We start from the raw sequence: 24207 nt of genomic DNA on the forward strand, positions 1-24207 counted from the left end.
CGGCCTCGCGGCGTGCGGGAAGGGGCCCGGCCGTCCATCCGCCGGACAGCTCGCGGACGATCACCACACCGAGTGGAACGACGGCCTCCGTCAGTACTCCCCGCCCGGCCGCCGCACCGGAGAATGAGCCCCAACGGCCCGCTCGCCCAATCCGCCGGGATCGGATGATCCGGAAAGTACGGCCTGAAGGGCGGTCTTGACGCCCCCAGGTGGCTGTGACTGGTCTCGGGCGCAGTGACTCACTGCACGTCCCGGGTTCTCAGTGGAGGTTTTTGATGATTTCGTTGCCGATGTTGTTGTTGATGTTGCCGGTGCTGAAGTTGATCAATGACGTTCCCAGAGTCGGCGCGCACAGGAGGAGGCAAGGGCTCGGGTTGGGGGGTGTGGGGCTTTGGGTCACGGTCACGGTGGTGGTGCCGTTCGAGGCGCCGCAGCCTTCGCCTCCGACCTGGTTTCCGTTGTAGGCGGCCGTGATGGTGTGCGTGCCGGTCGTGCCGAACGACGTGGCCAAGGTGGCGTGGCCGCTCGCATCGACCGGGACGGTGTCCAACGTGTCGCCGCCGTCGAAGAAGGTCACGCCCAGGCCGCCGGTGGGGTCCTGGGGACAGGCAACGGTGGCGGTGAGTGTCACCGGGCTTCCGACGGTCGCCGTCGAGGGCGACGCCTGCACGGTGGTCGAGGAGTCCGCCGCCGCCGCCGGCGTGGCCAAGCCGACCACGGCCGCCAGCGCGGCCGTCGCGATGAGAGTTCCCTGCCGGCGTGGGTGTCTACGTGCCATGTGACTGCTCCTTTGTGTCGTGAGCCCCTTTTCGCCCGCGACTATCCGATGGAGCGTCACCTTATGACCATTCTGTTGGCATATGCGATAGATGCTGTTCGTGGTCTGCCGAGTCGGACGAGGTTCACCCCTTCGCATGGGCTGGACCTTCATCGTCTTGCGGAAGCCCGAGAGGCGGCAGATCAGATGTGGGGCGCGGAGACGCGTGTGTAGGGCAGGGAGTTGCTGGTCCCGCCCGGCGTGGTCACGGTGACGAAGACGGTCCCGGGGGGCCCGGCGGGCGCCGAGGCGGTGATCGTGGTGTCCGACAGCACGGTGAACGCGGCGGGGTCTGTGCCGAAGCGGACCGTGGTGGTGGTCGTCAGACCGCTGCCGGTGAGGGTGATCACGGCTCCCGGATCGACGGGTCCCTGGGTCGGAGAGAGGCCGGACAGTTGTGGCGTGGGCACGTAGCTGTAGGCAACAGGGTTGCTGGTGCCACCGGGCGTGGTGACCGTCACCGGCACCGTTCCGGTACCGGTGGGGGTGACGGCAGTGATCTGTGTCGGGGAGTCGACCGTGAAGGTGGTGGCCTGGGTGGCGCCGAAGAGGACCGCAGTGGCTCCCGTCAGGTCGGCGCCCCTCAGGGTGATGCCGGTGCCACCGGAAGCGGGGCCCTGGGCGGGGGTGACGGAGATGAGGGTGGGGGCGGTGAGGTAGAAGAAGTAGACCGGCCCCGTGGTGCCGCCGGGGGTTGTGACGGTGATCGGAACCGGGCCGGAGCCGGCGGGTGTGACGGCGGTGATCTGGGTGGGGGCGTCGACGGTGAACGTGGTGGCGGGCGTGGCGCCGAACATGACCGCGGTGGCCGAGGACAGGCCGGTGCCGGTGAGGATGATCGTCGTGCCGCCGGAGGCCGGGCCCTGGCTGGGTGACACGGATGTCAGGGTCGGGGGCGCGGCGTAGGTGTAGGTGACGGCGTTGCTGGTGCCACCGGGGTTCTTGACGGTCACGGCGACGCTGCCCGTGCCGGGCGGTGCCACCGCGGTGATTTTCGTCGTGGAATTCACGGTGTAGGTGAGGGCCGGCGTGGTGCCGAAGAGGACTGCGGTGATGCCGGCGAAGCCGCTGCCGTTGAGCGTCACGGTGTTGTTGCCCGCAGCGGGCCCGGTGGAAGGAACGACCGAGGTCAGTACGGGTCCTGCCGCTGGAGCGGCCAAGCGCTCGGTTGTCGACGTGGAGCGTGCGTCGTTCATGGGTTTTCCTTGGCGGTCGATGGCGGGGAAGGCGGAAAGCCCCTCGGCCCCCATACGTTCGGAGCCGAGGGGCTCCGCGGAAAGCGCGGCATGTCATCTCTCAGGCGAGAGCACCGGTCAGATGCCGGGTCCCGCCACGTAGGTGAAGCCGTCCGCGGCGGTTGCGCTGCCCGCGTCGTTGCTGACCACGACGTCCACGGCGCCTGCTGTTCCCGGCGGTGTGACGGCCGACACCGAGGTGTCGGAGATCACGGTGAAGGGTGCCGGGTTACCGTCGAAGGTGACCTGGGTCGTGCCGGCGAGGCCGGTGCCGGTGATGGTCACCGCCGTGCCGCCCGACGTCGGCCCCTCGGCCGGGGCGACCGTGGTCACGGTCGGGACCGCGACGTAGGTGTAGGACAGGCCGTTGTTGGTGCCGCCGGCCGTCGTGACGCTGACGCCCACCGAGCCGGCGGCACCGGCGGGTGCGACGGCGGTGATCTGGCTGTCGGACACCACGGTGGGCGTGACGCTGTTGGCGCCGAAGGACACGCTGGTGGCCGTCGACAGGCCCGTGCCGGTGATGGTGACGGTCGCCCCGCCGGCGGTCGAACCCGAAGTGGGGCTCAACGACTGCTTGAAGGGCGCTCCCACGTAGAAGAACGAGACCGGGTTGCTCGTGCCGCCCGGCGTGGTGACGGTGACGCCGACCACGCCGTTACCGGACGGAGAGACAGCGGTGACCTGCGTCGGGGAGACGTTGGTGACCGAGGTGGCCGACCGGGTGCCGAAGTGCACCGCGGTCGTGCCGGACAAGTTGGTCCCGGTGATGGTGACAAGCGTGCCACCACCACTGGAACCCTGGTTCGGACTGATGGGCATGACGGACTCCTCTTGACTCGGGGCACGACAGGGTGCGACCGAGCACGATCAGGTGATGCGACTCCGCCGTCCACGGGCACATGCGTCGGCTTCCACAGCCACTGGCCAGGTGGGATCCCGAAGGCCTTGCAATGGATCCCGGCCGGCGATGGTGGGCGGGCCGCCGCCGAGGATCACACACGAGGTCTCAGGAAAAAGGGAATGCCGACGGGCACTCAGGCAGTGCGCCCCCGCGGGCCCACACGCTTCCGCGGGGGGCACCTGTCCGCTGAGACGGATACACCAAGTAACACACCCCGCCGTAATGGTGGCAAGGCGTCACAACAGGAACCCAAATCCGCCAGACCGTCCCACGGAGGCGTAACCAGGCGCATATACGGAATGAATATTCCAAGATCCATGAACTTATCGGACTTCACCAGCCGTGATCGCCCCGCGCGCACGACGCGCCTTGTCATGTCTGCTCCGCCCCCTCGACGCCCGCACACAAAAATTCACCCCGCCGAACGAGAGCCGCTTCCCCCTGCCATCCCGCTCTCCTTTACGCATCGCCTGAGCCTCGGCGCCGCACCCGCCTCACGCACGTGCCGTACACCCCGCCACGCCCCGTCCGCCCACGTCGACTTCGGCTTCCGGCCGCGGCCATGGCGTGAACCTTCGCCCCGGCCACGCCGCCCCGCCCCGTGGCTCGCCGACCTCGGTACCCGTCCCGCTGCGCGGCCTGATGGCTCCCGGCCGCGCACGGGGCTTCCGTACGCTGAGAACTCCTGTCGGGTTGGCTTCAGGCGTCGCCGGCGGACGAGTGCGCATCCGAGGGTGAGGAAGGCTCCGGGGATGTCGTCGCGTGTCTCCCAGCGGATCCGCAGGCGGCGGAACCAGGCCCGGGTGGGGCGGCCAAGTCGCCGCCCCACCCGGGCCGTCGGTGTCCCGTCGTGCGGTTACGCCGCCGTACCGCCCGCGTAGTCGCCGGCGAACGTCGTCTCGATGGTCTGCGCGACCGGCTGGGCCACGCCCGTGCCGGTCAGGATGATGCCCAGCTCCCGGTTGTTGGCGAGGGAGTTGCTGCTGATGTTCATGGAGCCGGCCTCGACCTCCTGGGTCGCGAGCCCGTAGTCGGCGACCATCGCCTTGGCGTGGATGTAGAAGCCGTTGGGGTCGGAGTAGCCGACGACCGTGCCGCCCGCCGCCTTGACCGCCGACACCTCGCTTGCGTAGCTGGACGGGTCTTCCAGGACGACGCGGACCTTCACGCCCGCCTTGGCGCGGGCCACGATCGCGTTGACGACCGTGCTGTCGCTGAACTCCAGCTCCTGCACGTCGAGTGTCTTGGTCGCCGCGTTGATGAAGGACACCAGCCGGCTGCGCGAGTCGGTGGGGGACCACAGCAGGTGGTCGCCGTCGGTGGGGGTGACCGAGGTCCCGGCGTAGTCCGCGTCGAAGACCTTCTCGATCGCGGCGACGTCACGGGTGTCGTCGGTGAACACCCCGTAGTCCCGGCTGGTCGAGTAGTACTGCGAGGTCAGATTGCCCGTCAGCACGAGGGACTTGGTGCCGTCCACCGTGATCGTCTTCTGATGGGTGTAGACGTACGCGGTGGACGACCAGACCACACCGGCGCCCGCGTTCTTCAGCGCCGTGTACGCCGCGTTGTTGGCCGTCTTGTGCGCCTGGTCCAGGACGACCCGGACGGCGACCCCCTTCTTCTCCAGCGCGACGAGGTCGTTGACGGCCGTCGTGTCCTCCAGCTCGTACATCGTCATGTCGAGCTTGCTGGTGGCCGAGTTGATGAAGTCGTAGATCGCGGGCTGGCCGGTGCCGGCCCGGGAGAAGGCGAACGCCGAGTAGCTCGCCGCGTTCGCGGGTACGGCGGCGACGGCGACGGCGGTACCGGCGGCGAGGGCGACGGCGGCGCGGGTGAGGGCCTTCCGCAGCATTGCGCGGCTCCTTTTGGGAGGCAGAGGTGGATGTCGGGTGCATGACACCACGCGCGTAGAACGCTGGGGAGGCGTGCGGATCCAGAGATGGCCAGGGGGGCGCAAAAACTCGGTATCGGCGTTCCGGTTTGCCCCTCAATGGGGCGCCGTGGGGCCGACAGTGCGTCGGTAAAGGCGGGGGGTGCGCGGGCGTAGCGTAGGGGGCATGACGAAGTACGGATCCTTCCCCGGTACGCGTCCCCGGCGGCTGCGGACCACGCCCGTCATGCGGCGGATGGTCGCCGAGACGCGCCTGCACCCCGCCGACCTGATCCTGCCCGCGTTCATCCGCGAGGGCATCAGCGAGCCGGTGCCGATCGCGACCATGCCCGGCGTCGTGCAGCACACCCGCGACAGCCTGAAGAAGGCGGCGCTGGACGCGGTGGCGGCCGGAGTCTCCGGGATCATGCTCTTCGGCGTGCCGGAGGAGGGCAAGAAGGACGGCCAGGGCACCGCCGGGACCGACCCCGACGGCATCCTCCAGGTCGCCCTGCGCGACGTGCGCGCCGAGGTCGGCGACGACCTCCTCGTCATGTCCGACCTGTGCCTGGACGAGTTCACCGACCACGGGCACTGCGGGGTGCTGGACGCCGAGGGCCGCGTCGACAACGACGCCACGCTGGAGCGGTACGCCGAGATGGCCCAGGTCCAGGCCGACGCCGGCGCCCACATCGTCGGCCCCAGCGGGATGATGGACGGCCAGATCGGCGTGATCCGCGACGCGCTCGACCAGATCGGCCGCGAGGACGTGGCGATCCTCGCCTACACCGCCAAGTACTCCTCGGCCTTCTACGGCCCCTTCCGCGAGGCCGTCGCCTCCTCGCTCAGCGGCGACCGCAAGACGTACCAGCAGGACCCCGCCAACTGGCGCGAGTCCCTGCGGGAGTTGGAGCTGGACCTCGCCGAGGGCGCGGACATGGTGATGGTCAAGCCGGCCGGACCGTACCTCGACATCCTCGCCCGGGTCGCGGACGCGGTGGACGTCCCCGTCGCCGCGTACCAGATCTCCGGCGAGTACGCGATGATCGAGGCCGCCGCCGAGAAGGGCTGGGTGGACCGGGACCGGGCCATCCTGGAGACGCTGACCGGCATCAAGCGGGCCGGTGCGCGCAACATCCTCACGTACTGGGCGACCGAGGTCGCTCGGCAGCTGCGCTAGGAATCAGACCGGCGGCCGGGCCGGTCCGGGATCACCCCCGGACCGGCCCGGCCGTCGTCGTCCCGCCCGGCACCGGCGACGCACGGCGGGGATGGTTGAGGAATCAATTAGTTTCGGGTGCTGTTCACCCGGCATGAAACGCATCGGATTCCTCTCCTTCGGCCACTGGGCCGACAGCCCGCACTCGCGGACCCGCAGCGCCCGGGACACGCTGCTGCAGTCCATCGACCTCGCCGTGGCCGCCGAGGAGCTCGGGGCCGACGGGGCGTACTTCCGCGTGCACCACTTCGCCCGGCAGCTGGGCTCGCCGTTCCCGCTGCTCTCCGCGATCGGCGCGAAGACCTCGCGCATCGAGATCGGCACCGGCGTGATCGACATGCGGTACGAGAACCCCATGTACATGGCCGAGGACGCCGGCGCCGCCGACCTCATCTCCGGCGGCCGGCTCCAGCTCGGCGTCAGCCGCGGCTCACCGGAGCAGGTCATCGACGGCTGGCGGTACTTCGGGTACGCGCCCGGCGAGGGCGAGACCGACGCCGACATGGCCCGCAAGCACACCGAGGTGCTGCTGATGGTGCTCCAGGGCAAGGGCTTCGCCGAGCCGAACCCGCGCCCGATGTTCGCCAACCCGCCGGGGCTGCTGCGCATCGAGCCGCACTCCGAGGGACTGCGCGACCGCATCTGGTGGGGTGCGGGCTCCAACGCCACCGCCGCCTGGGCCGCCGGGCTCGGCATGAACCTGATGAGCTCGACCGTCAAGGACGACGAGGGCGGCGCGCCGTTCCACGTCCAGCAGGCGGCGCAGATCCGGGCCTACCGCAAGGCCTGGGCCGAGGCGGGCTGGGAGCGCGAGCCACGCGTGTCCGTGTCGCGCAGCATCTTCGCCCTCACCGACGACCGCGACCGCGCCTACTTCGGCCGTGACGGCGACAGCAGCGACAGCATCGGCTACCTCGACGCCGACACACGGGCGATCTTCGGCCGCACCTACGCCGCCGAGCCGGAAGCCCTGATCGAGCAGCTGGCCGGGGACGAGGCGATCGCCGAGGCCGACACGCTGCTGCTGACCGTGCCGAACCAACTCGGCGTGGACTACAACAGTCATGTCCTGGAGAGCATCCTCACCCATGTCGCGCCCGCCCTCGGCTGGCGCTGACCCCGACCGGCGGGAGCGGCCCATGAGCAAGATCCTGATCATCGGTGGGACCGGCTACACAGGCGCCAACATCGCCGCGGAGGCCGTGTCCCGGGGCCACCGGGTGGCGTCGTACTCACGGTCGACGCCCAAGGCCCCGGTCGACGGGGTGACCTACACGCACGGCCCGGCCGAGGACGCCGTACGGCTGGTCCCCGGCCACGACGCGGTGGTCGCGGCCCTGTCGCCGCGCGGCGACCTGGTGGGCCGGCTGCTCGGCCTCTACCAGGACGTCGCCGCCGCGGCGGACGCCGACGGCGCCCGGCTGATCGTCATCGGCGGGTTCTCCTCGCTGCGCCGCGCGCCGGGCGAGCCCCGGTTCGCCGAGGGCGACGTCCCCGAGCAGTTCCGGTCCGAGGCGCGCGAGATGGACACGGTCCGGGAATGGCTCTCCGGCTCCGCGCCCGCCTCGCTCGACTGGACCCTGGTCTCCCCGGCGGCCGGCTACGGCTCCTGGGCCGCCGGCGAGCGGACCGGGACCTACCGCGTCGGCGGGGACGTCGCGTTCTACGACGACCAGGGCGGGTCGGAGATCTCCGGCGCCGACTTCGCGCTCGCCGTCGTGGACGAGATCGAGCGCGACGCGCATCCCCGCGCCCACATCTCCATCGCCTACTAGGGCCTCTCGTTTGGATCACGCCGGGCTCGCGGGGCCTGATCCAAACGAAAGACCCTAGGCCCTCTCGAGCCCGCCCGGCGGGCGGGTCACCAGCCGGAGATGCTGGACAGGTCGCTCTGCCAGTAGGTGACCTCCAGCGAGCTGTCGTAGTACACGCCCTTCGCGGGCAGCGTCGGGTTCGCCGTCGCGCCGCCGTCGCTCTTCGGCGTCTTGCCCTGGAAGTACACGGTCAGCCGGCGGCCCGTCGTGCCGCCGTCGCCGCTGCCATCGGCGGCGGACAGCCGGACCTCCGCGTAACCCGACTTGCCGGGCGCGAGGGTGGTCACCGCCTGCGGGTGGGTCGACTCGTCCGCCTGCGGCGCCCACTGCATCCCGTCGAAGCGCAGCACCGGGTAGTACGTCAGGTCGCAGTACTTCGAGCCGGTGTTCGTGACCGTGAGCAGCATGTGGTTGAGCGGACGGGACTGGAGCTGCGCGGTGACGCGGGTGTTGGAGCCGTTGCACAGCACCCGGTTGGCGGGGTCCCACGGCTCGGAGGCGGCGGAACCCGAACCCGAGCCCGAGGAGCCGCGGTGGGTGCCGGTGGAGGACTGCCTGGCGCTTGCGTGGCCGGACGAGGAGGTGCCGGATCCGGTCCCGTCCTTCGCCCCCGTCGCGTCCTCGCCGCCCTTCGCGTCGGCGGACGGCTGGTTGGCGTTCGGCGTCCCCTCGCTCGTGGCCGCCGACGAGGAGTGCTTGGCCGCGCCCTCGTCCTGGGTCCCCGTACCGCTGTCGCACGCCGTGAGGGCGAGGGCGGCGAGGGCGGCGCCGGCGACGGCGAGCAGGGGCGTACGGGTGCGGCGCATCCGGGAGTTGAGCATGGCGCTTCTCGATTCCTGGTCGTGGAGTGCTTGGATGTCCACAGCCTGCGGGGCCGTTCGTCCCGCCCGCCAGCCCCGGCGGAGCATCCGGGACGCTGGAACGGTCAAATGGGCTGTGACCTGCAAGAACGTCCCTTCCCTGGAACGGGGGAATGGGACAGGGGAGGGGAAGGACCGTGTCGGAAAGCGCCGGGGGGACCGGAGTCGCCGAGCTGTTGCGGGAGTTGAAGAACCGCTCCGGACACAGCTACGGCATGCTCGCCAAACGGCTCCACATGAGCACGTCCACGCTGCACCGCTACTGCAACGGGGACGCGGTACCGACGGATTACGCGCCCGTGGAACGCATGGCCCGGCTGTGCGGGGCGACGCCCGGGGAACTCGTCGCACTGCACCGGAGCTGGGTGCTGGCGGATGCGCGGCGCGGACAGAAGGGGGCCGCTGGTGAGGGTGTGACCGCCGAGGCTTCCGAGGCTGTGGTGGCTGGAGAGGTTTCCGGGTCGGAAGAGGGTGCCGGGGCGCCGGCCGAGGAGGCCGATCCGCCATCGGAACCCGCCCCCGCCCCCGCCCCGGAGTCCGTGGCGGCAGCGGTGGGCGGCCCGGCGCCGGATCCGGCCCCGCCCGCTCCCCGCGTCCGCCGCCGTCGCCCCGTCCTGCTGGCGGCGGTGGCCGGCGCCGCCGTACTCGGCGCCGTGGCCGTCGCGCTGGTCGTGCCCGGCGGGAACCAGGACAACGATGGCAAGGGCGCCGAACCCGCGGCGGTCGCCGCCTCCGACCGGGCGCCGGCGACCGGTGCCGGACCGGTCCGCCCCCGGGGCAGCCGCTCACCCTCCGCCTCGCCGTCCGCCCGGCACCCCTCCGCCTCCGCCACCCCGGGCAACGCCGGCGGACCGGACGCCGCCACGAGCGCGCCCTCCGACACCAGCGGGCAGGCGCCCGCCTCGGCGGTCCCCCTCACGGTGACCACCCACCCGTACTCCTGGGAAAGCCCCTGCTCCCAGCACTACCTGATCAACCGGCCGCCCGAGGATGTGAACCCGCCGCCCAGCGAGAACGGCGCGCCCGCGTGGGTGGCCGTGCACCAGGCGGTGTCGGCCGGGGAGCAGTTCGTGACGCTCACCGTGCAGGGCAGCGGGCGGGACACCGTGGTGCTGGAGGGGCTTTCGGTACGGATGGCGGGCAAGCGGGCACCGCTCGCCTGGAACGACTACGCCATGGGCTACCCCGGCGTCGGCTGCGGCGCCGGGGTGCCCACCCACTCCTTCACCGTCGCCCTGGACGCCGTACGCCCGGCCGTCCAGCCGGTGGCCGGGCAGCGCGGCTTCCCGTTCAGCGTGAGCGAGTCGGACCCGGAGGTCTTCTACATCACGGCGGACGCGTCGGCGTACGACGTCAGCTGGTACCTGGAGCTCTCCTGGTCCAGCGGCGGGCGGCACGGCACCCTGGAGATCGGCGACAAGGGCCGGCCGTTCCGCACCAGCGGCAACAACGGGCGGCCCGCGTACGCCTTTCCGCTGGGCGGGGAGAAGTGGGCGCCCGCGCAGCAGTGACCCGGTCCTCCCCCCGTCCGCTTCCGTCCCGTGCGGTCCCGGGTCAGTCCCACCAGAAGAACCAGGTGGTCTCGCCGACCAGCTCCTTCGCGTAGGCGCGCAGGGTGCCGGTGCCCTGCATGACGTTGTCCGGGCAGAACGCGAAGTGCTCCGCCGCGACGGCCTCGGCCTCCGCCGGGTCGGTCGGCGGGGCAGCCACGGACAGCAGCAGGGCGTCGAAGCCGAGGGCGACGACCCGTATACCGAACCGGTCCTCCCAGGAGCGCAGGACCGCGCAGAGCCGGGCCACGTCACCGTCGTGGTTCACCGGGCCGCTCCAGCCGAGCGCGGCCGGTATGTCGGCGGAGCGCCGGGCGGGCACGAGGGCGAGGCGGGGCTCCGGGAACACGGACTGGCGTTCGTCCGCGGTCAGTTCGTCGGCGGCGCGCGCCGCGCAGGTGCCCGGGTCGACGGTGAGCCGCTTGGCGGGGGCGGTCCCGGGCCAGTCGGCCGCGAACGGGGCCAGCGTGCCGGCGGACTCGCCGTCCGCGTCCGCCCAGTCCGCCTCCCAGTGGTCGGCGAGGACCTCCTCCGGGTCGTGGTCCCCGGGGTAGGACGTGTGCGCCGGGACGAGGTCCCATTCGTCCGGGGCGCCCTGGGGGCCTCCGGTCTCCACCAGCACCGGCAGCAGCCCGGCGCGGGCGGCGGGTGCGCCGAGCGCGGTCCAGGTGCCGGGGGCGGCCGGCTTGTCCGCGACCCAGAGCAGGGGTTCGTGGTGCGGGCCGTCACGGGTCTCGTCGATCAGCCTGCCGGGCGGCAGCCGAAGCCCCACGGAACGCCCGCTGGGCTCGGTGGCCAGCCGGGGCAGCGGGTTGGGAAGAGTCGCCATGCCGGTGACTGTAGGGGCAGGGTCTGACAACGCATCGCCTCACGGCCTCGAAACTTTCGACATGCGCTCAGACCATTCCCGCGGTGTCGTCCCCCGAGTTTCTGCGGAACCTGTGACACCCCTCGGAACCGCGGTCCGACCTGCCAAAACGCAGACAGACATTACGACTTGATGAAGCGAATGTTTCGAAATTTCTACCGAAACCATTGACTGTCCTTGCGGACGACCCAACACTGATGCCCCATCGCGCAGCGCGTCGCTCCACCCCTCATCCGGCCCCACCCCGTTCCATGAGGAGGAAGCACGTCCATGAAGATCCGCAGCCGAAGAGAACGCGGTCCGCTGGGCCGTCTCACCTCGCTCTTCAGAGGTGTCTGCGCCGTCGTCCTGCTCGCCGTGGGGGCGCTGACCCTGCCCGGCACCGGGATCGCCCGTGCCGACACGGTCATCACCACGAACCAGACCGGCACCAACAACGGCTACTACTACTCGTTCTGGACCGACGGCGGTGGCTCCGTCTCCATGAACCTGGGCTCCGCGGGCAACTACAGCACCAACTGGAGCAACGTCGGCAACTTCGTGGCGGGCAAGGGCTGGAGCAACGGCGGCCGCCGGTCCGTCACCTACTCCGGCACCTTCAACCCGTCCGGCAACGCGTACCTCTCGCTGTACGGCTGGACCTCGAACCCGCTGGTCGAGTACTACATCGTCGACAACTGGGGCACCTACCGGCCCACCGGCACCTACAAGGGCACCGTCACCAGTGACGGCGGGACGTACGACATCTACGAGACGACCCGCACCAACGCGCCGTCCGTGGAGGGCACCAAGACGTTCAACCAGTACTGGAGCGTGCGGCAGACCAAGCGGACCGGCGGCACCATCACCACCGGCAACCACTTCGACGCCTGGGCCAGCCACGGGATGAACCTGGGCAGCTTCAACTACTACATGATCATGGCGACCGAGGGCTACCAGAGCAGCGGCAACTCCAACATCACGCTGGACAGCTCGGGTTCGGGCGGTGGCGGCGGTGGTGGCGGTGGCGGCGGTGGTGGTGGCACCGGGGGCTGCACGGCGACCATCACGGCCGGCCAGTCGTGGGACGACCGGTACAACCTCAACGTCTCGGTCAGCGGCTCCAGCAACTGGACGGTGACGATGAACGTGCCGTCCCCGGAGAAGGTCATGGCCACCTGGAACGTCAGCGCCAGCTATCCCAGCAGCCAGGTGCTCGTCGCCAAACCCAACGGCAACGGCAACAACTGGGGCGTGACCATCCAGAAGAACGGCAGTACGACCTGGCCCACGGTGTCCTGTTCGGCGAGTTGACGCCCCGGTCCCAAGAAGGAGCACACGTATGCGCACCGCCAGACTCGCCCTTGCCGTCACCGCCGCCCTCGCGGCGGCGACCGCGGGCACCCTGACCGTCGGAGCAGCACCGTCGCAGGCCGCCACCTGCTCCGGATACGTCGGACTCACCTTCGACGACGGCCCGTCCAACGACCACACACCGGCCGTCCTCAACGCGCTCAAGCAGAACGGGCTGCGGGCCACCATGTTCAACGAGGGCCAGTACGCGGCCTCGTACCCGGCGCAGGTCAAGGCCGAGATCGACGCCGGGATGTGGGTGGGCGACCACAGCTACACCCATCCGCACCTCATCCAGATGAGCCAGGCCCAGATCGACTCGGAGATCTCCCGCACCCAGCAGGCCATCGCGAGTGCCGGCGGCGGAACGCCGAAACTGTTCCGCCCGCCGTACGGGGAGACCAACGCGACGCTGAAGAGCGTCGAGGCCAAGTACGGCCTCACCGAGGTGATCTGGGACGTCGACTCGGGCGACTGGAACGGCGCCAGCACCGACGCCATCGTCCAGGCCGTCTCCCGGCTCGGCAACGGCCAGGTCATCCTCATGCACGAGTGGCCGGCCAACACCCTGGCCGCCATCCCGCGGATCGCCCAGAACCTCGCGAGCCGCGGGATGTGCGCGGGCATGATCTCCCCGCAGACCGGCCGCGCCGTCGCGCCGGACGGCGGTGGAAGCGGGGGCGGGGGCGGTGGCGGTGGTGGCGGTACCGGCGGCTGTACGGCGGCCGTCACCGCGGGCCAGGTGTGGGACGACCGGTACAACCTCAACGTCTCGGTGAGCGGTTCCGGCAACTGGACCGTCACCGCGAACGTACCGGCGCCCGAGAAGGTCATCGCCACCTGGAACGTGACCGCGAGCTATCCCAGCGCCCAGGTGCTGGTCGCCAAGCCCAACGGCAGCGGCGACAACTGGGGGCTGACCATCCAGAAGAACGGCTCCACCACCTGGCCGACGTTCAGCTGCACGGCGAGCTGATCCCTGGGCCGTGATGCAGAACGGGTGTCCGGCCGGGCCGAGGAGCACCGTCCACCGCTCCTCGCCCGGCCGGAACTCCGGCTTCGCGGCGCCGAGTTCCAGCCGGCCGGCGGCGCCCACCGCCCGGACGGCCGCGGAGACGGGCTCCGCAGCCGCCGAGGGCCCGCGGTCAGAGCTTCTCGGGGGTCCTGATGCCCAGCAGGGACATGCCCTGGTGCAGGGTGCGGGCGGTGAGGTCGACCAGGAAGAGGCGGTTCTCGGTCTGGGCGGGGGTGTCGGCCTTCAGGACCGGGCACTGGTCGTAGAAGGTCGTCAGGTGCGAGGCCAGCTGGTAGAGGTAGGCGGCCAGCTTGTGCGGCTCGTACGACGTGGCCACCTCCAGGACCGTCTCGGCGAACTGGTCCAGGTGGAGGCCCAGCGCGCGCTCGGCCGGGGCCAGTGCCAGCTCCGGGTGGGCCGCGGGGCGGGTGTCGCCGGCCTTGCGCAGGATGGACTGGATGCGGGCGTAGGCGTACTGGAGGTAGACGGAGGTGTCGCCGTTGAGCGAGACCATCTGGTCCAGGTCGAACTTGTAGTCCCGCACCGCCGACGTGGACAGGTCGGCGTACTTGACCGCGCCGATGCCGACGTACCGGCCGTTCTCCTCGATCTCCTGCTCGGTCAGGCCCACCTTCTCGGCCTTGTCCCGGACCACCGCCGTCGCGCGGTCGACCGCCTCGTCCAGCAGGTCCTGGAGCTTGACCGTCTCGCCCGCACGCGTCTTGAACGGCTTGCCGTCCTTGCCCAGGACCGTGCCGAAGGCCAGCTGGAAGGCGGTCACGTCGTCGTTCAGCCAGCCGGCCCGGCGGGCGGTCTCGAAGACCATCCGGAAGTGCAGGGCCTGGCGGGCGTCCACCACGTACAGGAGGGTGCTCGCCTTGAGGTTGAAGACGCGGTCGCGGATCGCGGAGAGGTCGGTGGCCGCGTAGCCGTAGCCGCCGTCGGACTTCTGGACGATCAGCGGGACCGGGTTGCCGTCCGGGCCCTTGATGTCGTCGAAGAAGACGCAGAGCGCGCCCTCGGAGCGGACCGCGACGCCGGACTCCTCCAGCAGGCGGCAGGTCTCGGCCAGCATGTCGTTGTACCCGGACTCGCCGACGATGTCCGCGTCCCGGACCTCCATGTCCAGCTTCTCGAAGACGGAGAAGAAGTAGATCTTCGACTCGTCCACGAACTTCTGCCACATCGCGAGCGTGCGCGGGTCGCCTGCCTGGAGGTCTACCACCCGGCGGCGGGCGCGGGTCTTGAACTCCTCGTCGGAGTCGAAGAGCTTCCGGGCGGCCTTGTAGAGGCGGTCCAGGTTGGACATCGCCTCCTCGCCGGAGGCGGCGGTGTCCTCGGCGGACCGCTTGTGGTCCAGCTCGTGCGGGTGCTCGTCCAGGTACTGGATGAGCATGCCGAACTGGGTGCCCCAGTCGCCGATGTGGTGGCGGCGGATCACGGTCTCGCCGGTGAACTCCAGGAGCTGGACGACCGAGTCGCCGATCACCGCGGAGCGCAGGTGGCCGACGTGCATCTCCTTGGCCACGTTCGGCTGCGCGTAGTCGATCACCGTGGTGCCCGGGTTCGCGGCGAACGGGACGCCGAGGCGGCCGGCCTCGTCCGCGTACCGCGCGGCGAGGTTCTCGGTGATCGCCCGGTCGGAGACGGTGATGTTGAGGAAGCCGGGGCCGGAGACCTCGATGTCCTCGATCACGGGGCCGGAGGTCACCTGGGCGACGACCTGGGTGGCGAGCTCGCGCGGGTTGGCCTTCGCCTTCTTGGCGAGGGCCAGGATCCCGTTGGCCTGGAAGTCGGCCCGGTCGCTTCGTCGCAGCAGCGGGTCCGCGTCGGCGGCCTCCGGCAGGGTGGCCGAGAGGGCGGACGCGAGGTGCTGCCGGACGGAGTCGCTGAGGGACGTGACCGAGGCCATAGGTGGAGTGCCGTTCTCCTCGTGGGGATGGATGGTCACGCCCAGTATCCCACGGGGGGTCCAACGAATTTTCCGGTCCACCGGTGAACGCGGGCCGCGGGAGGGCCGTCCAACGCGTTGAAAAGCCGTTTTCGTGGATGTGGTCCCGCCTGGGACAATGGAGCGGTCAGCCGTGCGACCGCTGCGGCTGCCCGATGGAGAAAGAAGGACGTGCCGATCGTGGCTCAGAGCACCGAGACCACCGACTGGGTCTCCCGTTTCGCGGATGAGGTCATCGAGGAGTCGGAGCGCCGGGCCCCGGGCAAACCGGTCGTGGTCGCGTCCGGACTCTCCCCGTCCGGTCCCATCCACCTGGGCAACCTGCGCGAGGTCATGACCCCGCACCTGGTCGCCGACGAGATCCGCCGCCGCGGGTACCGGGTCCGCCACCTGATCTCCTGGGACGACTACGACCGCTACCGCAAGGTCCCGGCGGGCATCGCCGGCGTCGACGACTCCTGGGCCGAGCACATCGGCAAGCCGCTGACCTCGGTCCCGGCCCCGAAGGGCTCCACGTACCCGAACTGGGCCGAGCACTTCAAGGCCGCCATGGTCGAGTCGCTGGCCGAGCTGGGCGTCGAGTTCGACGGGATCAGCCAGACCGAGCAGTACACCTCCGGCGCCTACCGCGAGCAGATCCTGCACGCCATGAGGCACCGGGGCGACATCGACGCGATCCTCGCCCAGTACCGCACCAAGCCCAAGGCCAAGAAGCAGCAGCAGAAGGCCGTGGACGAGGCGGAGCTGGAGGCCGAGGAGGGCTCCGGCGCCGCGTCCGAGGACGACGGCTCCTCCGGCTCCGCCGGGTACTTCCCGTACAAGCCGTACTGCGGCAACTGCGAGAAGGACCTGACCACGGTCACCTCGTACGACGACGACACCACCGAGCTGTCGTACACCTGCAACGAGTGCGGTTTCACCGAGACCGTCCGGCTCGCCGAGTTCAACCGCGGCAAGCTGGTCTGGAAGGTCGACTGGCCGATGCGCTGGGCCTACGAGGGCGTGATCTTCGAGCCGAGCGGTGTCGACCACTCCTCCCCGGGGTCGTCCTTCCAGGTGGGCGGGCAGATCGTCGGGATCTTCGACGGCAAGCAGCCCATCGGCCCGATGTACGCGTTCGTCGGCATCTCCGGCATGGCCAAGATGTCGTCCTCGCGCGGTGGCGTGCCGACCCCGGCGGACGCGCTGAAGATCATGGAGCCGCAGCTGCTGCGCTGGCTGTACGCGCGCCGCCGGCCCAACCAGTCCTTCAAGATCGCCTTCGACCAGGAGATCCAGCGGCTGTACGACGAGTGGGACAAGCTCGCCGCGAAGGTCGCCGACGGCTCCGCGCTGCCGGGCGACGTCGCCGCGTACACCCGCGCGGTGGGCACGGCGGCCGGCGAGCTGCCGAAGACGCCGCGCCCGCTGCCGTACCGGACGCTGGCCTCCGTCGCCGACATCACGGCGGGCCACGAGGACCAGGCGCTGCGCATCCTCTCCGAGCTGGACCCGGAGCGGCCGCTGGGCTCGCTGGACGAGGCGCGCCCGCGCTACGACAAGGCCGAGGCGTGGATCAACACGCACGTGCCGGCGGACCAGCGGACCATCGTGCGCGAGGAGCCGGACGCCGAGCTGCTGAAGTCGCTGGACGAGGCGTCGCAGCGGTCGGTGCGGCTGCTGCTCGACGGCCTGGCCGAGCACTGGTCGCTGGACGGTCTGACGCACCTCGTGTACGGCGTGCCGAAGGTGCAGGCCGGGTTCTCGGCGGACGCGACGCCGAAGGAGCTGCCGCCGGAGATCAAGACCGCCCAGCGGTCCTTCTTCGCGCTGCTGTACCAGCTGCTCGTGGGCCGGGACACCGGGCCGCGGCTGCCCACGCTGCTGCTGGCGGTGGGCCAGGAGCGGGTGCGGAGCCTGCTCGGCGAGTGACGCCGATGTGACGCGGACGCGCGGAAGGGGCCCTCCTTCGGGAGGGCCCCTTCGTCATGTCCGCTCGTTCTCCGGCGGCAGGTCCGCGCGTTCCCTACGCGATGGGGTATTCCCGCAGCTGTGCGTCGTGGTGCTCGCTGAAGTGCTCGACCATGCGGTTGGCCCGCTCCAGCGGGAGGGCGATGCCGAAGGTCGCCTCGACGTTGTCCTTGAACTGGGCGCCGGTCGGGTAGCTGCCGTCTATCGACTTGCGGAAGACCTGGTAGTAGTCCTCCTCGGTCGGCTCGGGCTCGGGGAAGCCGCCGCCCTCGCCCAGTTCCCGGGTGCGGTTGTGGCTCACCGGGATCGGGAAGCTGCCGGTCTCCTCGGGGGAGGGCTGCTGGAACTGCTCCGGGGGCTGGTCCTCGTACCAGTCCTCGTACTGCTCCTCCGGCTCGTACTGGGGCTCCGGGGGCGGCTCGTAGGTCGGGTCGTAGTCGCCGTGGTACTCGACCTCGCGGGGCGCCTGGAACCAGGGGCTCTGGTCGTCCGGCAGGGGGCCCGGGGGACTCTGGGGGGCCTGGGGGTGCTGCTCGCCGTGCGGCGCGGGCGCGGCGGCGGGCTGCGCGGGTACGGCCCGTTCGGGTCCGGCCTGTGCGGGCGCGGTGGCGTCGGCCGACGGGCCCGCACCGGTACCGGCCGCCGTCCCCGTGCCGGCCGCCACCGGAACCCCCGCCGTCAGCTCGGCCGCCGGCGCCGGGGGCAGCAGGACCGGTTCTATCCCCGCGGCCAGCAGGCCCGAGGGGGCGGTCTCCGCCAGCGGGACGCCGTAGCGGGCCAGCCGCAGGGGCATCAGGGACTCGACCGGGGCCTTGCGGCGCCAGGCGCGGCCGAAGCGGGAACGGAGCCGGGCCTGGTAGACGAGGCGTTCCTGTTCGAGCTTGATGACCTGGTCGTAGGAGCGCAGCTCCCAGAGCTTCATGCGACGCCACAGCAGGAACGTCGGCACCGGGGAGAGCAGCCAGCGGGTGATCCGGACGCCCTCCATGTGCCTGTCGGCCGTGATGTCGGCGATGCGGCCGACGGCGTGCCGGGCCGCCTCGACGGAGACGACGAAGAGCACCGGGATCACCGCGTGCATGCCGACGCCCAGCGGGTCCGGCCAGGCGGCGGCGCCGTTGAACGCGATCGTCGCCGCCGTCAGCAGCCAGGCGGTCTGGCGCAGCAGCGGGAAGGGGATGCGGATCCAGGTCAGCAGCAGGTCCAGGGCGAGCAGGACACAGATGCCCGCGTCGATGCCGACCGGGAACACATAGGCGAAGTTCCCGAAGCCCTTCTTCCAGGCCAGCTCACGGACGGCCGCGTAGGAACCGGCGAAACCGATTCCCGCGATGATCAGGGCACCGCCCACGACCACGCCGATGAGTATCCGGTGCATCCGAGTCAGCTGCGGTGGCGCGGCCACTCGTACTCCCCTCCCGTTGCCTGTTGTTGCGACGCAACAGGGTGGCACACGTGTGCGGGACACGTGGGGCCGGTGGGTCGTAAGCCCGTTCGGTCAGCCCTTCTTGTCGGACGACTTGGACGAAGAAGCGTCGGCCGAGGGCGACTTGGCGGACGAGGAGGGGCTCGCCGACGAGCCGCCCGCGGAGGTGCCCTTGCCGGCGGAGGAGATCGAGGCCACGACCTCCTTGACGGCCTTCTCCGCGGACTTGGCGATGTCGTCGGCGTCGGGGGTCTTGTCGCCCGCGAGGCCCGCGCCGTTGTAGTCGAGGGTGACGACGATGTTCTGCACCCGGGCGACGATCGTCTCCTGCTTGAACAGGCCTTCCTTCTTCTTCAGGTCGTAGCGGACCGCGGTCGCCTCGTCGCCGACGCCGGAGACCGGCTGGACCTTGGCGTTGGTGCCGCCGTCCACCGACTGGGAGTCCTTGACCTGGTTGCCGAAGTACGCGTGCGCCTGGGTGTTGGCGGAGCCGCGCGCGGTGTCGGAGTCGAAGCGCAGCAGGGAGACGTTCAGCCAGCGGAACTGGGAGCCCTTGACGCCGTTGTTGGCCAGGCTGCTCCAGGAGCAGGAGGAACGGGACGACGGTTCGTCCGAACTGCCCTTCTTGCCCGCGGTGTCGGCCTTGGGGACCAGGTCGCCCAGGGTCTTGTCCGACAGCACCTTGCAGGGGTTCGGGAGCGTCGTGTACGTGGCCGGCTCCAGCGTCGGGGAAGCGCTGGCGGAGGGCGTCGCGCTGCCGCTCGCCGACTGCCCGGCGCTCGCGCCGGCGTCGCTCTTGGGCTTGGAGTCGCCGGAGTCGGAGGAGCAGGCCGCGGTGATCAGCATCGCGGGAACGGCTGCCGCGCAGACAAGAACACGGCGGAGGTTCCTGGTTCGCTGGCTCAGGTGGGCTCGGTCGTCTCGCTGCATGGTTCCTTCACTCATGACGCTCGGTGTTCGTGCGGGTTCCTGCGGGGCCCCACCGTACGCGGTGAAGGAGCTGTGCGGTTTCCGTCCGGGGGCTTCGCGGACGGGGGTCGCCGGGGCCGGGAAGTGGATCAGCCGCCGAGCGCGCCGTCCAGCCGGGAGGCCAGTTTCCGGGCCCTGTCCTGCATTTCCTTGCTGTCGGGGGTCGTTCCGGCGGCCATCGGCTGCTCCTCGTACTGGATGGTGACGACGACGTTGGACGTGCGGAAGACCACAGTCACCGTCCGCTGTGCGGCCGTCGATCCGGACCCGGCGAGCTGGTCGTCGAGATACGCCTCGTCACCGAGGTCGGAGAGGGTGCGCGGTTGGAGGTCGGGCGAGGTGGAGGTGGAGCCCGGTGCGGAGGAGGGGCCGCCGGTGGCGTCCGCGGCGGAGGCGGAGCCGGAGGGGGTGCCGCTCGGCTCGTCGCCGTGCGTGGCGGGCGCCGAGGGGGTGCCGCTCGGCTCGGGGAGGTGGGCGGCCGTCTCCTTCTGCCGGAAGAGCTGGTCGGCCTGGTCGTCGTCGCTGACCGTGTTGTCGTACGACACCACGCGTTCGAGGTCGACGGAGAGCCGGTCGGTGGCGTCGGCGGAGGCGACCTTCCAGCGGCAGCCGACCTTGCGGTCGGTGTCGTAGGTCAGTTCGGCCTCGCCCTGGTAGGCCTTGTCCCGCTGGCTGGGGTCGGTGATCTGCTTGATGCCGGGCAGCAGGGAGTCGAGGGTGTCGTGGCCGACCGCGCCGCAGGGTTCGGGCAGGGTGCGGTACCTGCCGGGCTGGGCGGCGGCCGTGGCGGTGCCGGCGTCGCCGGGGTTGGCGTCGTCCGCGGCGCCGGAGCCGCCGGAGCCGCCCGTGCAGCCGGTCAGCAGCGCCGCGAGGAGGGCGGCGGTGCCGGTTACATACGCCTTCCGCTGCACGGGCGGGCTCCTCTCGACGGCTGCGCTCCGACGGATGCGCTCGATGGTCGCACCAGTGTCCCCGCTGGTTATTCGCTTGCCGCGGCGGGGTCCGGCCTGGAGACAATGTGTATCGCACGCGCCGCCGTGAACGCCGGTTCGAAGTCCGCTGTCAGCGCTTCTGGCGTTGCTTTTCCTTTTTGTTGCTTCTAAGCCTTTTGTTGTCTTTTCCGGGGGAACGAGGAAGTCATGCCATACGTGGAGATACCGGGCGCGCGGGTGCCGATCCGGATGTGGACGGACCCGGCGACGGTGGAGGACGTCGCCCTGCGCCAGTTGCAGAACGTCGCCACCCTGCCCTGGATCAAGGGCCTCGCGGTCATGCCGGACGTGCACTACGGCAAGGGCGCGACGGTCGGTTCGGTGATCGCGATGCGGGACGCGGTCTGTCCGGCCGCCGTCGGGGTGGACATCGGCTGCGGGATGTCGGCGGTGAAGACGTCGCTGACCGCGAACGACCTGCCGGGCGACCTGTCCCGGCTGCGGACGAGGATCGAGCAGGCCATTCCGGTCGGGCGCGGGATGCACGACGACCCGGTCGAGCCCGGCGGCTTCCACGGCCTCGCCACCAGCGGATGGGACGAGTTCTGGGGGCGGTTCGACGGCGTGGCCGACGCGGTCCGGTTCCGGCAGGAGCGCGCCGTCAGGCAGATGGGCACGCTCGGCGGCGGCAACCACTTCATCGAGGTCTGCACGGACACCGCGGGCGCGGTCTGGCTGATGCTGCACTCCGGTTCCCGCAACATCGGCAAGGAACTGGCCGAGCACCACATCGGCGTGGCCCAGAAGCTCCCGCACAACCAGGGCCTGGTCGACCGCGACCTCGCCGTCTTCGTCGCGGACACCCCGCAGATGGCGGCGTACCGCAACGACCTGTTCTGGGCGCAGGAGTACGCCAAGCACAACCGCACCCTGATGATGGCGCTCCTGAAGGACGTGATCCGCAAGGAGTTCAAGAAGGCCAAGCCCTCCTTCGAGCCGGAGATCTCCTGCCACCACAACTACGTGGCGCAGGAGCGGTACGAGGGCATGGACCTGCTGGTGACCCGCAAGGGCGCGATCCGGGCGGGGTCCGGGGAGTTCGGGATCATCCCGGGCTCCATGGGCACGGGGTCGTACATCGTGCGGGGCCTGGGCAACGACGACTCCTTCAACTCGGCCTCGCACGGCGCGGGCCGGCGCATGAGCCGCAACGCGGCCAAGCGGCGGTACACCGCCAGGGACCTGGAGGAGCAGACCCGGGGCGTGGAGTGCCGCAAGGACTCCGGCGTCGTGGACGAGATCCCGGGCGCCTACAAGTCCATCGACCAGGTCATCGAGCAGCAGCGCGACCTGGTGGAGGTCGTGGCCAAGCTGAAGCAGGTCGTCTGCGTGAAGGGCTGAGCGGGCCCTCGCCGCACGGCGGGGCGGAACCACGGCGGGCCGCCCCGCTGTCCTCTTGGTGCACGCGTCAACTCTCCGGAGGGGGAAGGCCGATGAACCGAGTGCGCACAAGAGGGGCGGTCCGGGCCGCGGGCCTGGCGGTGGCCGTGGCGGCTCTGCTGGCGGGCTGCTCGCAGCACTACGACGACCAGCGCGGCAAGGGCGACGCGCCCGTGCAGGGCAGGGCCGGGGACAACACGCCCGCCGAGGTCTACAACTTCCCCGACGGGTTCGGGAACCTGGCCACCAAGTGCGTCGGGCACGGGTACCGGGCCTATGTGACCACCAACGCCAACGCGCCGTCGAACGTGCAGATCGTGGAGGACAAGGCGTGCGCCGGCTGAGCGCGGGCCTCGCCGTGACCGTGCTCGGCGCGGTGCTGCTGCTCGGCGGCTGCTCCCGGCAGCACTACGAGGAGCGGGGCAAGGCGGACGCGCCGGTGTCGGGCCGGGCCGGGGAGGACTCGCCCGCCGAGGTCTACAACTTCCCCGACGGGTTCGGGAACCTGGCCACCAAGTGCGTCGGCGAGGGCAAGCGGGGCTACGCCACCACCAAGTTCGTCAAGGTCGAGGACAAGGACGACGTCAAGATCCTGCCCGCGCACGCGGTCATCGTGGACGACCCGTCCTGCCGGGCCCCCGCCGGCCGGTGATCACTTGGCGTGGCGCACGGCGTAGATCATGACGAACGCCACCAGGTGGATGCCGAAGAGGAAGTAGGCCAGGAAGTACCAGACCTTGCGCTCGTCCCGCTTCTCCTGGGCGAGGCGGCGCTTGTCGTAGGCCTCGGCGGGGGTGAGGGTCTCGGGCGCGTCCCCGGCACCGGCGGGTTCCTCCGCCATCACCGCTCCCGGTGGACCTTGGTGTTGGAGGCCTGGGCGCGGGGGCGTACGACCAGGAGGTCGATGTTGACGTGGCTGGGCCGGGTCACCGCCCAGGTGATGGTCTCGGCCACGTCCTCGGCGGTCAGCGGCTCGGCCACGCCCGCGTAGACCTTCGCCGCCTTCTCCGCGTCGCCGCCGAAGCGGGTGAGGGCGAACTCCTCGGTCCGCACCATGCCGGGCGCGATCTCCACGACGCGCACCGGGCTGCCGACGATCTCCAGGCGGAGCGTCTCGGCGAGGACGTGGGCGCCGTGCTTGGCGGCGACGTAGCCGGCGCCGCCCTCGTAGGTGGCGTGGCCGGCGGTGGAGGAGACGACCACCACGACCCCGTCGCCGCTCGCCTCCAGCTTGGGCAGCAGGGCCTGGGTGAGGTTCAGGGTGCCGATGACGTTCGTCTCGTACATCGTGCGCCAGTCGGCCGGGTCGCCGGTGGCCACCGGGTCGGCGCCGAGCGCGCCGCCCGCGTTGTTCACCAGGACGCCGATGGTCGTGAAGGCCGTGGCGAACTCGTCCACGGCCGCGCGGTCCGTCACGTCCAGCGGGTACGCCGTCGCCGAGTGACCGGCCGCGTTGATCTCCTCGGCCAGCGCCTCGATGCGGTCCTTGCGGCGGGCGGTGAGCACCACGCGGTAGCCGGCCGCGGCGAGCTGCCGGGCCGTCGCGGCGCCGATACCGCTGCTCGCGCCGGTGACGACGGCGATGCGGGAGGCGGCGGACGGGGCGGACGTGGCCATGGGCTGCTCCTCGGGTGGATCGGCGGACGTGCGTCCAATGTAGGCGAGGGTCAGCCGCCGTTCCTCGGCGCCCACATGATCAGGGCCATGCCGGCGAGGCAGACCAGCGCGCCGGTGACGTCCCAGCGGTCGGGGCGGTAGCCGTCGGCGACCGCGCCCCACAGCAGCGAGCCCGCCACGAAGATGCCGCCGTACGCGGCCAGGATGCGGCCGAAGTGGGCGTCCGGCTGGAAGGTGGCGACGAAGCCGTACGCCCCGAGCGCGAGCACCCCGCCGGCCGCCCACAGCCAGCCCCGGTGCTCCCGCACGCCCTGCCAGACCAGCCAGGCGCCGCCGATCTCGAACAGCGCGGCGACGACGAAGAGGGCGGCGGAACGCAGGATCGGCATGGGGGCAGCTTCGCACGGCGCCTGCTCCGGAATATCCGGAGGTGGGGCT

23 protein-coding genes are annotated in these 24207 nt (G+C 70.9%); 10 read left to right on the forward strand and 13 right to left on the reverse strand.

The genetic code is table 11. The features are described from left to right. Window positions 1-259: 259 nt before the first annotated feature. The 4 genes from ACSP97_RS20385 to ACSP97_RS20400 form a co-directional block, all read right to left on the reverse strand. Window positions 260-778 (reverse strand): Ig-like domain-containing protein, encoded by a 519-nt coding sequence (locus ACSP97_RS20385; RefSeq protein ID WP_355145156.1) that lies wholly within the window; start codon window positions 776-778, stop codon window positions 260-262. Window positions 779-960: 182 nt separating this feature from the next. Next, on the reverse strand, window positions 961-2013 hold the full coding sequence (locus tag ACSP97_RS20390; protein WP_355330888.1) for an IPT/TIG domain-containing protein: 1053 nt from the start codon (window positions 2011-2013) through the stop codon (window positions 961-963). Between the two features lie 117 nt (window positions 2014-2130). Continuing rightward, window positions 2131-2874, reverse strand: a complete 744-nt coding sequence (locus ACSP97_RS20395; RefSeq protein ID WP_355145160.1) for an IPT/TIG domain-containing protein — start codon at window positions 2872-2874, stop codon at window positions 2131-2133. A 938-nt stretch (window positions 2875-3812) separates the two neighbouring features. Then, the gene (locus ACSP97_RS20400) at window positions 3813-4808 is read right to left on the reverse strand and encodes a phospholipase D-like domain-containing protein (RefSeq protein WP_355145162.1); all 996 of its coding nucleotides are present in this window, start codon (window positions 4806-4808) and stop codon (window positions 3813-3815) included. A 205-nt stretch (window positions 4809-5013) separates the two neighbouring features. On the opposite strand from ACSP97_RS20400, the gene hemB reads away from it, so the two are divergent. The 3 genes from hemB to ACSP97_RS20415 all read left to right on the forward strand — a co-directional run bounded on the left by hemB (window position 5014) and on the right by ACSP97_RS20415 (window position 7820). After that, window positions 5014-6006 carry a porphobilinogen synthase gene (gene hemB / locus ACSP97_RS20405; RefSeq protein WP_355145164.1) on the forward strand — a complete coding sequence of 331 codons (993 nt, stop codon included), beginning with the start codon at window positions 5014-5016 and terminating at the stop codon, window positions 6004-6006. 133 nt (window positions 6007-6139) lie between these two features. After that, entirely contained in the window at window positions 6140-7162 is a 1023-nt protein-coding gene (locus ACSP97_RS20410; RefSeq protein WP_440553694.1) for an LLM class flavin-dependent oxidoreductase, read from the forward strand. 22 nt (window positions 7163-7184) lie between these two features. After that, entirely contained in the window at window positions 7185-7820 is a 636-nt protein-coding gene (locus ACSP97_RS20415) for an NAD(P)-dependent oxidoreductase (protein WP_440553696.1), read from the forward strand. 86 nt (window positions 7821-7906) lie between these two features. On the opposite strand, the gene ACSP97_RS20420 is transcribed toward ACSP97_RS20415, so the two are convergent. Beyond that, window positions 7907-8680, reverse strand: coding sequence for a DUF4232 domain-containing protein (locus ACSP97_RS20420; protein WP_388295258.1), 774 nt, complete (start codon window positions 8678-8680; stop codon window positions 7907-7909). Between the two features lie 176 nt (window positions 8681-8856). Here ACSP97_RS20420 and ACSP97_RS20425 point away from each other — a divergent pair, with 176 nt between their 5' ends. Continuing rightward, window positions 8857-10230, forward strand: a complete 1374-nt coding sequence (locus ACSP97_RS20425) for a helix-turn-helix domain-containing protein (protein ID WP_440553699.1) — start codon at window positions 8857-8859, stop codon at window positions 10228-10230. Between the two features lie 43 nt (window positions 10231-10273). Here ACSP97_RS20425 and ACSP97_RS20430 read toward each other — a convergent pair whose 3' ends face one another. Beyond that, window positions 10274-11098 (reverse strand): DUF4253 domain-containing protein, encoded by an 825-nt coding sequence (locus ACSP97_RS20430; RefSeq protein WP_382014185.1) that lies wholly within the window; start codon window positions 11096-11098, stop codon window positions 10274-10276. Between the two features lie 309 nt (window positions 11099-11407). Here ACSP97_RS20430 and ACSP97_RS20435 point away from each other — a divergent pair, with 309 nt between their 5' ends. Together ACSP97_RS20435 and ACSP97_RS20440 are read left to right on the forward strand one after the other, a co-directional pair. Further along, window positions 11408-12430, forward strand: coding sequence for a glycoside hydrolase family 11 protein (locus ACSP97_RS20435; protein WP_355145174.1), 1023 nt, complete (start codon window positions 11408-11410; stop codon window positions 12428-12430). A gap of 28 nt (window positions 12431-12458) precedes the next feature. Then, on the forward strand, window positions 12459-13445 hold the full coding sequence (locus ACSP97_RS20440) for a polysaccharide deacetylase family protein (RefSeq protein ID WP_355324578.1): 987 nt from the start codon (window positions 12459-12461) through the stop codon (window positions 13443-13445). A gap of 169 nt (window positions 13446-13614) precedes the next feature. On the opposite strand, the gene argS is transcribed toward ACSP97_RS20440, so the two are convergent. Continuing rightward, window positions 13615-15396: an arginine--tRNA ligase gene (gene argS / locus ACSP97_RS20445; RefSeq protein WP_440558456.1), complete on the reverse strand. Its 1782-nt coding sequence runs from the start codon at window positions 15394-15396 to the stop codon at window positions 13615-13617. Window positions 15397-15606: 210 nt separating this feature from the next. Between argS and lysS the strand changes: the two genes are divergently transcribed. Beyond that, window positions 15607-17346, forward strand: a complete 1740-nt coding sequence (gene lysS / locus ACSP97_RS20450) for a lysine--tRNA ligase (RefSeq protein ID WP_355145178.1) — start codon at window positions 15607-15609, stop codon at window positions 17344-17346. Window positions 17347-17440: 94 nt separating this feature from the next. Here the strand turns inward: lysS and ACSP97_RS20455 are convergent, their stop codons facing one another. From ACSP97_RS20455 to ACSP97_RS20465, 3 genes are all read right to left on the reverse strand, one after another. Next, the gene (locus tag ACSP97_RS20455) at window positions 17441-18763 is read right to left on the reverse strand and encodes a DUF2637 domain-containing protein (protein ID WP_355145180.1); all 1323 of its coding nucleotides are present in this window, start codon (window positions 18761-18763) and stop codon (window positions 17441-17443) included. A gap of 120 nt (window positions 18764-18883) precedes the next feature. Next, complete coding sequence (locus ACSP97_RS20460) at window positions 18884-19657, reverse strand: DUF3558 family protein (RefSeq protein ID WP_440553703.1); 774 nt, start codon at window positions 19655-19657, stop codon at window positions 18884-18886. Between the two features lie 212 nt (window positions 19658-19869). Beyond that, a complete protein-coding gene (locus ACSP97_RS20465) occupies window positions 19870-20691 on the reverse strand; it encodes a DUF3558 domain-containing protein (protein ID WP_355324569.1) in 822 nt (273 codons plus the stop codon). Between the two features lie 228 nt (window positions 20692-20919). Between ACSP97_RS20465 and ACSP97_RS20470 the strand changes: the two genes are divergently transcribed. From ACSP97_RS20470 to ACSP97_RS20480, 3 genes are all read left to right on the forward strand, one after another. Continuing rightward, window positions 20920-22113, forward strand: a complete 1194-nt coding sequence (locus ACSP97_RS20470) for an RtcB family protein (protein ID WP_355532771.1) — start codon at window positions 20920-20922, stop codon at window positions 22111-22113. A 92-nt stretch (window positions 22114-22205) separates the two neighbouring features. After that, window positions 22206-22496 (forward strand): hypothetical protein, encoded by a 291-nt coding sequence (locus tag ACSP97_RS20475; RefSeq protein WP_355532769.1) that lies wholly within the window; start codon window positions 22206-22208, stop codon window positions 22494-22496. Continuing rightward, complete coding sequence (locus ACSP97_RS20480; RefSeq protein WP_205009890.1) at window positions 22484-22804, forward strand: hypothetical protein; 321 nt, start codon at window positions 22484-22486, stop codon at window positions 22802-22804. The genes ACSP97_RS20475 and ACSP97_RS20480 overlap by 13 nt, the downstream gene beginning before the upstream one ends. Here the strand turns inward: ACSP97_RS20480 and ACSP97_RS20485 are convergent, their stop codons facing one another. From ACSP97_RS20485 to ACSP97_RS20495, 3 genes are read right to left on the reverse strand one after another with little or no spacing between them, the layout of a single operon-like run. Further along, window positions 22805-22993: a hypothetical protein gene (locus ACSP97_RS20485; RefSeq protein WP_355145190.1), complete on the reverse strand. Its 189-nt coding sequence runs from the start codon at window positions 22991-22993 to the stop codon at window positions 22805-22807. It abuts the gene before it with no gap. Continuing rightward, window positions 22993-23769: an SDR family NAD(P)-dependent oxidoreductase gene (locus tag ACSP97_RS20490; protein ID WP_355532765.1), complete on the reverse strand. Its 777-nt coding sequence runs from the start codon at window positions 23767-23769 to the stop codon at window positions 22993-22995. Before ACSP97_RS20490 ends, ACSP97_RS20485 begins: the two co-directional genes overlap by 1 nt. A gap of 50 nt (window positions 23770-23819) precedes the next feature. Continuing rightward, entirely contained in the window at window positions 23820-24158 is a 339-nt protein-coding gene (locus tag ACSP97_RS20495) for a YnfA family protein (RefSeq protein ID WP_180329947.1), read from the reverse strand. Window positions 24159-24207 lie beyond the last annotated feature (49 nt).

Source organism: Streptomyces sp. SCPE 10 (assembly GCF_051980735.1).
Classification (GTDB): domain Bacteria; phylum Actinomycetota; class Actinomycetes; order Streptomycetales; family Streptomycetaceae; genus Streptomyces; species Streptomyces misionensis.